This is a genomic window from Kitasatospora sp. NPDC057512, assembly GCF_042802135.1.
Lineage (GTDB): Bacteria > Actinomycetota > Actinomycetes > Streptomycetales > Streptomycetaceae > Kitasatospora.
Genome location: NZ_JBHVET010000339.1, coordinates 1 through 8506 on the forward strand (window position 1 = coordinate 1; position 8506 = coordinate 8506).

Annotated in this window: 9 protein-coding genes; 7 read left to right on the plus strand and 2 right to left on the minus strand. The window is 72.1% G+C overall.

Annotation, left to right across the window (positions count from 1 at the left end; genetic code table 11):
• Nucleotides 1–116 precede the first annotated feature (116 nt).
• From ACFU6K_RS21885 to ACFU6K_RS21895, 3 genes are all read left to right on the plus strand, one after another.
• The gene (locus ACFU6K_RS21885; protein ID WP_380665451.1) at nucleotides 117–293 is read left to right on the plus strand and encodes a hypothetical protein; all 177 of its coding nucleotides are present in this window, start codon (nucleotides 117–119) and stop codon (nucleotides 291–293) included.
• A 70-nt stretch (nucleotides 294–363) separates the two neighbouring features.
• Entirely contained in the window at nucleotides 364–1293 is a 930-nt protein-coding gene (era, locus tag ACFU6K_RS21890; protein WP_030061259.1) for a GTPase Era, read from the plus strand.
• A gap of 123 nt (nucleotides 1294–1416) precedes the next feature.
• Nucleotides 1417–2121 carry an alpha/beta fold hydrolase gene (locus ACFU6K_RS21895; protein WP_380665453.1) on the plus strand — a complete coding sequence of 235 codons (705 nt, stop codon included), beginning with the start codon at nucleotides 1417–1419 and terminating at the stop codon, nucleotides 2119–2121.
• A 56-nt stretch (nucleotides 2122–2177) separates the two neighbouring features.
• Here the strand turns inward: ACFU6K_RS21895 and ACFU6K_RS21900 are convergent, their stop codons facing one another.
• Both ACFU6K_RS21900 and ACFU6K_RS21905 read right to left on the minus strand, forming a co-directional pair.
• Entirely contained in the window at nucleotides 2178–2444 is a 267-nt protein-coding gene (locus ACFU6K_RS21900; protein ID WP_049651101.1) for a protealysin inhibitor emfourin, read from the minus strand.
• Nucleotides 2445–2568: 124 nt separating this feature from the next.
• Nucleotides 2569–3588: a M4 family metallopeptidase gene (locus ACFU6K_RS21905; protein ID WP_380665455.1), complete on the minus strand. Its 1020-nt coding sequence runs from the start codon at nucleotides 3586–3588 to the stop codon at nucleotides 2569–2571.
• A 342-nt stretch (nucleotides 3589–3930) separates the two neighbouring features.
• Between ACFU6K_RS21905 and leuA the strand changes: the two genes are divergently transcribed.
• The 4 genes from leuA to ACFU6K_RS21925 all read left to right on the plus strand — a co-directional run bounded on the left by leuA (nucleotide 3931) and on the right by ACFU6K_RS21925 (nucleotide 8471).
• Entirely contained in the window at nucleotides 3931–5727 is a 1797-nt protein-coding gene (gene leuA, locus ACFU6K_RS21910; protein WP_380665457.1) for a 2-isopropylmalate synthase, read from the plus strand.
• Between the two features lie 239 nt (nucleotides 5728–5966).
• Complete coding sequence (locus ACFU6K_RS21915; protein WP_380665459.1) at nucleotides 5967–6662, plus strand: TerB family tellurite resistance protein; 696 nt, start codon at nucleotides 5967–5969, stop codon at nucleotides 6660–6662.
• 224 nt (nucleotides 6663–6886) lie between these two features.
• On the plus strand, nucleotides 6887–7633 hold the full coding sequence (gene recO / locus ACFU6K_RS21920) for a DNA repair protein RecO (protein WP_380665461.1): 747 nt from the start codon (nucleotides 6887–6889) through the stop codon (nucleotides 7631–7633).
• Between the two features lie 4 nt (nucleotides 7634–7637).
• Nucleotides 7638–8471, plus strand: a complete 834-nt coding sequence (locus ACFU6K_RS21925; RefSeq protein WP_380665463.1) for an isoprenyl transferase — start codon at nucleotides 7638–7640, stop codon at nucleotides 8469–8471.
• The last annotated feature ends 35 nt before the right edge of the window (nucleotides 8472–8506 follow it).

The following is an 8506-nucleotide window of genomic DNA, read 5'->3' on the forward strand; positions in this document are numbered from 1 at the left end:
GGGCCCGTACAGGCCTTTCGGCGGCCCCGTACGGCGCTGTCGGACGGCATGGCCTCGAAGCCCAGGCCTTGCCGATAATCTCACCGGGGGAGTGGACTCGGTGAGGGGACTGGGGCATGGGGGCGGTGGCGTTCTTCGCCGGGCTGGTGCTGTTCGTGATGGGGCTGGGCAAGTGGCAGGAGACCGGGTCCGAGCTCTGGCTGTTCGGCTCGCTCGGCTTCCTGCTGGTGCTGGTGGTGGTCTCGCTGATCCCCACCTCCGGCAAGGGCGGGAAGGCCGGGAAGAAGGGCTGAGCGCGCCCCGGGCACCCCCGGGAGGTGGGCCCGGACGGCGGGGCTCCGGTGATCAGGGAGAATGGAGCCCATGAATGCCCCTTCCTCCTCGTACCGCTCCGGGTTCGCGTGCTTCGTCGGCCGGCCCAACGCGGGCAAGTCGACCCTGACCAACGCCCTGGTGGGGACGAAGGTCGCGATCACCTCCGATCGCCCGCAGACCACCCGGCACACCGTGCGCGGCATCGTGCACCGCCCGGACGCCCAGCTCGTGCTGGTCGACACCCCCGGTCTGCACAAGCCGCGCACCCTGCTCGGCGAGCGCCTCAACGACCTGGTCCGCACCACCTGGGCCGAGGTCGACGTGATCGGCTTCTGCCTGCCCGCCGACCAGAAGATCGGCCCCGGCGACAAGTTCATCGCCAAGGAGATCGCCGGGATCAAGAAGACCCCGAAGGTCGCCATCGTCACCAAGACCGACCTGGTCGACTCCAAGCGCCTGGCCGAGCAGCTCATCGCCATCCACCAGCTCGGCATCGAGCTGGGCTTCGAGTGGGCCGAGATCATCCCGGTCTCCGCCGTCGGTGACAAGCAGGTCGAGCTGGTCGCCGACCTGCTCACCAAGCTGCTGCCGGAGGGCGACCAGCTCTACCCGGAGGGCGACCTCACCGACGAGCCCGAGCAGATCATGGTCGCCGAGCTGATCCGCGAGGCCGCGCTGGAGGGCGTGCGCGACGAACTGCCGCACTCGCTGGCCGTGGTGGTCGAGGAGATGCTCCCGCGCGAGGGCCGCCCGGCGGACCGCCCGCTGCTGGACATCCACGCCAACGTCTACATCGAGCGGCAGAGCCAGAAGGCGATCGTGATCGGCGCCAAGGGCGCGCGGCTCAAGCACGTCGGCACCACCGCCCGCAAGCACATCGAGGCGCTGCTCGGCACGCCGGTCTACCTGGACCTGCACGTCAAGGTCGCCAAGGACTGGCAGCGCGACCCCAAGCAGCTGCGCAAGCTCGGCTTCTGAACCCGGGCTCCCGACCAGGGAGTTCGAACCGCCGGGAGGCCTGGGGCCCGTTCGGACGTTGTGCGTCCGGGCGGGCCTTCGCCGTGGTCCGGCCGTACGCGACGTCAGAAGGGGCACACCGCGATGGAGTTGCACACCCGGGAGTGGGGCAGCGGGGACCGGCTGGCCGTGCTGGTGCACGGCATCATGTCCGACCACCGCACCTGGCGGCTGGTCGGCCCGGCACTGGCCGGGCGGGGCTACCGGGTGCTCGCCGTGGACCTGCGCGGGCACGGCGCCAGCCCGCGCGGCACCGGCGCCACCGCGCTGGAGCGCTACCCGCTGGCGGCGTACACCGAGGACCTGCTGGAGAACCTGCCGGCCGGCGTCGAGCTCGCGATCGGCCACTCGCTGGGCGGGATCGTCCTGGCGGACGCGGTCGAGCGGCTGAAGCCGGCCCGCGCGGTGTACGTCGACCCGGCCTGGCGGTTCGCCCAGACCGGGATGGACCCGCGGGTGATGGCGCAGCTGCGGCACCTCACCCGGGAGCAGATCGTGGCGCTCAGCCCGACCTGGGAGCCGGCCGACGTGGACGACGAACTCGCCGCCGCGGCCGCCTGGGACGAGGACTCGGCGCGGGCCCTGGCCGACCAGCGCTCGGACCTGCCGGCCCGGCCGGCGGTGCCCTCGCTGGTGGTCCTGGCCGACCGCAGCCTGCTGGTGGACGCGGCGAGCGCCGAGGAGCTGAGCGCCCGGGGCTTCGAGGTGCGCACCGTCCCCGGCACGGGCCACACCGTCCACCGGGACGACCCGGCCGGCTTCCTGGCGGCGCTCGACGGCTGGCTCTGACCCCGGGGGCTCCCGCCAGACCGGCCCTATAGGCCCCGACCACGGGCTCCCTGGTGCTACGCGCCCTCGCGCAGCACCAGGGAGACCAGCTCGCGCTGCGAGTCGGTGAGCTTCGGGTCGGCGCAGTAGACCGACCGGCCGTCGACGGTGATCTCGTAGTGGAAGCCGTCCGGCACCCCGTACGAGGGTGCGCGCAGCCCGCCCGCGACGGCCTCGCGGGCGAGTGCGTGCACGTGCGGGGCGTCCGTGCGGTCGGCGGTGTCGATCTCCGCCTGGCGGACGATCCCCGCGAAGCCGCCGGTCCGGGTCACCTGGATACGCATGGTGTCCATGGTGCTACCCGGGGAGGGGGTTTGCCGGGCTTTTCCCGGACCGTGACCTTAAGCCCGCCTCAACCCGGTCTCAACCACCCTTCAGGCGTGCTCCCGGGGCCGTCCCCGGCCCCGCTCACCCCGGGCTGACCCCGACCTGCGCCCAGGAGGCCGTGACGGTGTCCACGACCGACCGGTCGTCGGGGTAGCGGGCCCTGGCGGCGGCCACGGTGGCCCGGGCGAAGGCGGTGAAGTCGGCGTCGGCGGGCAGCGTGCGCCCGGTCAGCGCGTCGTACCAGATCCGCCCCGCGCGCTCCCAGGCCGAGCCGCCGAGCGCGGTGGCCAGCAGGTAGAAGGCGTGGTTGGGGATGCCGGAGTTGATGTGCACCCCGCCGTTGTCCTGGGAGGTGTCCACGTAGTCCCGCATGTGCGCGGGCTGCGGGTCCTTGCCGAGCCGCGGGTCGTCGTAGGCGGTGCCGGGCGCCTTCATCGAGCGCAGCGCCACGCCCTGGACGCCCGGGGCGAGCAGCCCGGCGCCGATCAGCCAGTCGGCGTCGGCGGCGGCCTGGCGCAGCGCGTACTGCTTGACCAGCGAGCCGAAGACGTCGGAGACCGACTCGTTGAGCGCGCCGGGCTGGTCCTGGTAGTCCAGTCCGGCGGTGAACTGGGTGACGCCGTGGGTGAGTTCGTGGCCGATGACGTCGACGCAGGCGGTGAAGTCGCCGAACACCACGTTGTCGCCGTCGCCGAACACCATCTGGTGGCCGTTCCAGAAGGCGTTGTCGTAGTCGCGGCCGTAGTGGACGCTGGCGTTCAGCCGCAGGTCGCGGTCGTCGATGGAGTGCCGGCCGAAGACGTCGGCGTAGAGCGCGAAGGTGGCGCCGAGGCCGTCGTAGGCGTGGTTGACGGAGCTGTCGGAGGAGGCGGCGCGGCCCTCGGTGCGCACGGAGCGGCCGGGCAGCCGCCGGTCGTGGCCGGCGTCGTAGACGACCCGGTCGAGACCCGGGGCGGCGACGGGCGGGGGCGGGGAGAGGCGGGCCGCGCGGTGCGCCGCGTCGAGGGCCAGGGAGTGGACGGCGGGTTCGTGGCCGGCCTCGGCGAGGCGGTCCAGGACGAACGGCGGGACGATCGTGCAGAACGGTGCTGCTGCGGTCATGTGGCCCAGGGTGAGGCCTCGATGACCGGTTGTCACCACCCCCGGCGCGACCGGTCGGTGTCTCAAGGAGTGGAACGGTGGCCCGGATCACTTCGGGGGCGCGCGGTGCTGGGTTACGCTGGGCCCATCATGCGCAACGGGCTGCTTCTTCTTAGCTGCCGCGTCGAGGGCCTGTAGTCCACTGGGGCCGGCACCCTCGCCGCGGGGAACGTGCTGTGCGCGCAATCGGCGATCCAAGGGTGTATCGCGAGCGGCAGCAGAGGCCGGCCAGTCGGTGTTGACCAGGTGTTGACCACCCCCGACCCGCCCGCACCACGCATCACAGGAAGCCGAGTCGCCTTCATGACCGAGCAGAACTCCGCCGCGTCCGTCCCCGCCGGCCGTCCCTTCGTCGACCGCCCCACCCCGATCACCGCCGCCTCGGTGCGCCAGCTGCCCTCGGGCATGCGGCACGGGCGCTACCTGCCGTTCGGCACCGTCGACCTGCCGGACCGCACCTGGCCGGAGAAGGTGATCACCAAGGCGCCGCGCTGGCTGTCCACCGACCTGCGGGACGGCAACCAGGCGCTGATCGACCCGATGTCGCCGGCCCGCAAGCGCAAGATGTTCGACCTGCTGGTGGCCATGGGCTACAAGGAGATCGAGGTCGGCTTCCCCGCCTCCGGGGCCACCGACCACGCCTTCGTACGGTCGCTGATCGAGGAGGGGGCGATCCCCGAGGACGTCACCGTCTCGGTGCTGACGCAGGCCCGCGAGGACCTGATCGAGAAGACCGTGGAGGCGCTGGTCGGCGCCCCGCGCGCGACCGTCCACCTGTACGCCGCGACCGCGCCGCTGTTCCGCCGGGTGGTGTTCCGCAACGACCGGGCGGCCACCAAGGCGATCGCCACCGAGGGCACCCGGCTGGTGATGGAGTACGCGGAGAAGCTGCTGGGCGACGACACCGTCTTCGGCTACCAGTACTCGCCGGAGATCTTCGTCGACACCGAGCTGGACTTCGCGCTGGAGGTCTGCGAGGGGGTCATGGACGTCTGGCAGCCGGGCGAGGGCCGCGAGATCATCCTGAACCTGCCCGCCACCGTCGAGCGGGCCACCCCGAACGTCCAGGCCGACCAGTTCGAGTGGATGTCGCGCCACCTGTCCCGCCGCGAGTTCGTCTGCCTGTCCGTCCACCCGCACAACGACCGCGGCACCGCCGTCGCCTCCGCCGAACTGGCCTACATGGCGGGCGCGGACCGGATCGAGGGCTGCCTGTTCGGGCAGGGCGAGCGGACCGGCAACGTCGACCTGGTGACGCTGGGGATGAACCTGTTCTCGCAGGGCATCGACCCGCAGATCGACTTCTCCGACATCGACGAGGTGCGCCGCACCGCCGAGTACTGCAACCAGATGGAGGTGCACCCGCGCCACCCGTACGCCGGCGACCTGGTGTACACCTCCTTCTCGGGCTCGCACCAGGACGCCATCAAGAAGGGCTTCGACGCCCTGGAGGCGGACGCGAAGGCGGCCGGGGTGCCGCTGGAGGAGCACACCTGGGGCGTGCCGTACCTGCCGATCGACCCGAAGGACGTCGGCCGCACCTACGAGGCGGTCATCCGGGTCAACAGCCAGTCCGGCAAGGGCGGCGTGGCGTACGTGCTGAAGAACGACCACAAGCTGGACCTGCCGCGCCGGATGCAGATCGAGTTCTCCCGGATCATCCAGGCCAAGACCGACGCCGAGGGCGGCGAGGTCAGCCCGGCCGAGATCTGGCGGGTCTTCGAGGACGAGTACCTGCCGACCACCGGCAACCCGTGGGGCCGGATCTCGCTGAGCGGCTCGCGCACCCTGACCACCGAGGACGGCCGGGACGCGCTGACCGCCGAGGCCCGGGTGGACGGCGCCCCGGTGACCCTGACCGGTACCGGCAACGGCCCGGTCTCGGCCTTCGCCGACGCGCTGGCCCGGATCGGCGTGGACGTGCGCGTCCTGGACTACGCCGAGCACGCGCTGAGCGAGGGCGGCGACGCCCAGGCCGCCGCGTACGTGGAGTGCGCGGTGGACGGCAAGGTGCTGTGGGGCGTGGGCATCGACGGCAACACCGTGCTGGCCTCGCTGAAGGCCATGATCAGCGCCGTCAACCGCTCGCAGCGCGGCTAATTCGAACGGGTGGTGTGCGAAGGGCCGTCCCGCGGGGCGGCCCTTCGCCGCGTCCGCCCGGGATTGTGGCCTGCGCCACATTTTTTCGAATCGGAAGCCGTTCGAGGTACTGACACGTGCCGGTAACCGTGGCAACATCGATCCACCGGAAAGCCGGGTCGGTGGGACGGCCTCGGTGTCCGGTCGCGTGACCTGCCCATAGTCGAGCAGGCCGCCTGCCATGTCTGGGGAGTGGCGCCGTGACCAGGTTGTGGGGTGTTCGCCCGCGGTGGCGGACTGACGTTCTCGGTGACTTCTTCTGTCCGGGCTGCGGCGGGGACCGCAACTACCGCCGGCAGCACGGCCGGCGGTGGCTGCGGTTGCTGGGGACCCCGGTGGTCCCGCTCGGGCCGGTGCTCGGCAGCGTGCAGTGCACCAGCTGCCACGGCCGGTACGGCGTCGAGAGCCTGGAGCAGCCCACCTGCGTGCGCCTCGGCGCGATGCTGCGGGACGCCCAGTACACCATCGCGCTGGCCATGCTCGCGGCCGGCGGCACCGCCCACCGGGCGGCCCGCGAGGCGGCCTGCGCGGCGGTCCGCGAGGCCGGGTTCGAGGACTGCGGCGAGGCCCAGGTGCTGGCCGCGCTCGCCGCGCTCTCCGGGCTCGGCGGCGAGCTCTACCACGCCCACGACCTGGAGGAGCCTCCCGGCCGGGGGCTGGGGGCGGCCGGCGGCCTGGCCGTCGAACTGCACGCCGTGGTCGAACCGCTCACCCCGCACCTGGCCCACTCCGGCCGCGAGCGGCTGCTGCTGCAGGGCGCGGCGATCGCGCTGGCGGACGGGCGCTACCTGCCGCAGGAGCGCGAGGCGCTGGCCGCGGTCGGGCGCTGCCTGGACCTGCCGCAGTCCCGGGTCGGGGCGCTGCTGGAGGCGGCGACCAGGACGCCGTACCAGTAGCGTCGGCCTTTCCGTACCGTCCACCTCCGAAGATCCGCGGACCACCCTCAGAGCACCTCGGAATCCCCCACAACGGGCCTGGCCTCCCCACCCCGGGCCCGCCGTGACCCGCACCGCAGTGGTCTCCCCCACGACCGCCGGTGCGGGCAACACGGCTGTCCGGCGCCCGGTGCGGGCGGACGAGGCCGTCCGGCGCGGGGGACGGGTGGGGGAGAATGGTCCCCATGAGTCTTTTCCGGGACGACGGCGTCGTGCTGCGGGCGCAGAAGCTCGGCGAGGCCGATCGGATCATCACCCTGCTGACCCGCCAGCACGGCAAGGTGCGGGCGGTCGCGCGCGGGGTGCGGAAGACCAAGTCCAAGTTCGGCGCCCGGCTGGAGCCGTTCTCCCACGTGGACGTGCAGTTCTTCAGCCGGGGGAGTGAGCTGGTCGGCCGCGGATTGCCGCTCTGCACCCAGGTGGAGACCATCGCCCCGTACGGCGGCCCGATCGTCACCGACTACGGCCGCTACACGGCGGGCACCGCGATGCTGGAGACCGCCGAGCGGTTCGCCGAGAACGAGGGCGAACCGGCCGTCCAGCAGTACCTGCTGCTGGTCGGCGGGCTGCGCACGCTGGCGGCCGGGGTGCACGAGTCGCACCTGGTGCTGGACGCCTTCCTGCTGCGCTCGCTCGCGGTGAACGGGTACGGCGCGAGCTTCACCGACTGCGCCAAATGCGGCCTGGAGGGGCCGAACCGTTTCTTCTCCCTCCCCGCGGGCGGGGTGCTCTGCGGCGACTGCCGAGTGCCCGGATGTGCCGTACCCTCCCCTGAGACACTGGTACTGCTCGGGGCGCTGCTGTCAGGGGACTGGCAGACGGCCGACGCCTGCGAGCCGCGGTACTGGCGGGAGGGCAGCGGCCTGGTCGCGGCCTATCTGCAGTGGCACCTGGAGCGGGGAATCCGCTCGATGAGATACGTGGAGAAGTGAGCACATGGCAGCGCGACGGCTCTTCGGCGGCGGCAAGCAGAGGACCTACCTCCCCCCGACCCCGCACCCCAGCGGCGCACAGCCCCCGAAGATCCCCGGCGAGCTGGTCCCCGACCACGTCGCCATCGTGATGGACGGCAACGGCCGTTGGGCCAAGGAGCGCGGACTGCCCCGCACCGAGGGCCACAAGGTCGGCGAGTCCGTGGTGCTGGACGTCCTCAAGGGCGCCATCGAGCTCGGGGTCAAAAACATCTCGCTGTACGCGTTCTCCACCGAGAACTGGAAGCGCTCGCCCGACGAGGTGAAGTTCCTGATGAACTTCAACCGGGACGTCATCCGCCGCCGCCGCGACGAGATGGACGCGATGGGCGTGCGGATCCGCTGGGCCGGCCGGATGCCCAAGCTGTGGAAGAGCGTCGTCCAGGAGCTCCAGGTCGCCGAGGAGCAGACCAGGGACAACGACGCCGTCACGCTCTACATGTGCGTCAACTACGGCGGCCGGGCCGAACTCGCCGACGCGGCGCAGGCGCTCGCCCTGGACGTCGAGGCCGGGAAGCTCGACCCGAAGAAGGTCAGCGAGAAGACCCTCGCCAAGTACATGTACCACCCGGACATGCCGGACGTGGACCTGTTCCTGCGCCCCAGCGGGGAGCAGCGCACCTCCAACTTCCTGCTCTGGCAGTCGGCTTACGCCGAGTTCGTGTTCCAGGACGTGCTCTGGCCGGACTTCGACCGCCGCGACCTGTGGCGCGCCTGCGAGCAGTACGCGATGCGCGACCGGCGCTTCGGCGGGGCGATCCCGAACGAGGTCGGCGCGCCGGTGCCGTCCCCGCGCTGACACGCGCGTACGACGGAGGGGACCCGCCGGGCAAC